The organism is Streptomyces sp. NPDC047974 (assembly GCF_040653375.1).
Taxonomy (GTDB): Bacteria; Actinomycetota; Actinomycetes; order Streptomycetales; family Streptomycetaceae; genus Streptomyces.
This window is the reverse complement of the sequence record NZ_JBEZNU010000126.1, coordinates 1-1,170: the sequence shown is the minus strand read 5'-3', so window position 1 is coordinate 1,170 and position 1,170 is coordinate 1. Positions and strand designations below refer to the sequence as shown.

The 1,170-nt window shown below is 67.2% G+C and carries 1 protein-coding gene; it reads left to right on the top strand.

The window, feature by feature from the left end:
- On the top strand, window positions 1-1,170 hold a 1,170-nt coding region (locus AB0E19_RS38850), incomplete at both ends, for a DNA-directed RNA polymerase (protein ID WP_362189996.1).

Here is a 1,170-nt window from a genome sequence, read left to right as displayed (position 1 = left end):
CCGCAGGGTGATGATGCGGCCAAGGGCCTGCTGACGTTCGCCCAAGGCGTGCCGCTCGGCGAGGACGGTGCCTACTGGCTCGCCATCCACGTCGCCAACTGCTTCGGCGTGGACAAGGTGTCGTTCGAGGAGCGCGTGGCCTGGGTGCGCGAGCACGAGGAGCAGATTCTCGACAGCGCCCTCGATCCGCTGGACGGCCAACGCTTCTGGATGGACGCCGACAGCCCGTTCTGCGCGCTGGCCGCGTGCTTCGAGTGGCTCGGCTACAGCCTCAACGGCCGCGATCACGTCTCCCATCTGCCCATCGCGCTCGACGGCTCCTGCAACGGCCTCCAGAACTTCTCGGCCATGCTCCGCGACTCCGTGGGCGGCGCAGCCACCAACCTGATCCCGCAGCCGAAGCCCGCCGACATCTATTCGCGCGTGAAGGACGTGGCCCAGGAGAAGCTGCGCGCCCGTGCCGAGAGCGGCGACCCGCTGGCGATCAAGCTGGACGGCCAGCTCACCCGTGACATCGTGAAGCAGCCGGTGATGACGCTGCCCTACGGCGTCACGAAGTCGGGCATGCGCGCCCAGGTGCTCTCCAAGTTCAAGAAGCTGGGCATGGAGGACGATTGGGAGACCGCCGAGTACCTGGCGACCCTGCTGTGGGAGTGCATTGGCGAGGTGGTGATCGCAGCCCGCGCGGCGATGGACTGGCTGCGTGACGCCTCCAAGGTCGCCTCGTCGGCCGACCTGCCGGTGAGCTGGACGACCCCTGCCGGCTTCCCGGTCCTCCAGGAGTACCGCGAGGAGGAAGGCGTCCGCATCCGGCCGCACGTCGGAGGCCGCGAGGTGAATTTAGTGGTCAACATCGGCGGTACTAAGCTCGACCGTCGCAGGCAGACCCTCGGGATCAGCCCGAACTTCGTCCACTCCTGCGACGCCAGCCACATGATGCTGACCACCTGCCTCGCGGCAGAGAACGGCATCGAGTCGTTCGCAATGATCCACGACTCCTACGGTACGCACGCAGGCCAGGCAGCAATCCTCGCCGCCGCACTCCGACAGGCGTTCGTCGATCAGTACAGCGGCGACGTACTGGCCGACTTCCGACAGCAACTCGTCGAGCAGCTCCCGCCAGAAGCGGCAGAGAAACTCCCACCCCTCCCGCCGCATGGCGACCTGGAC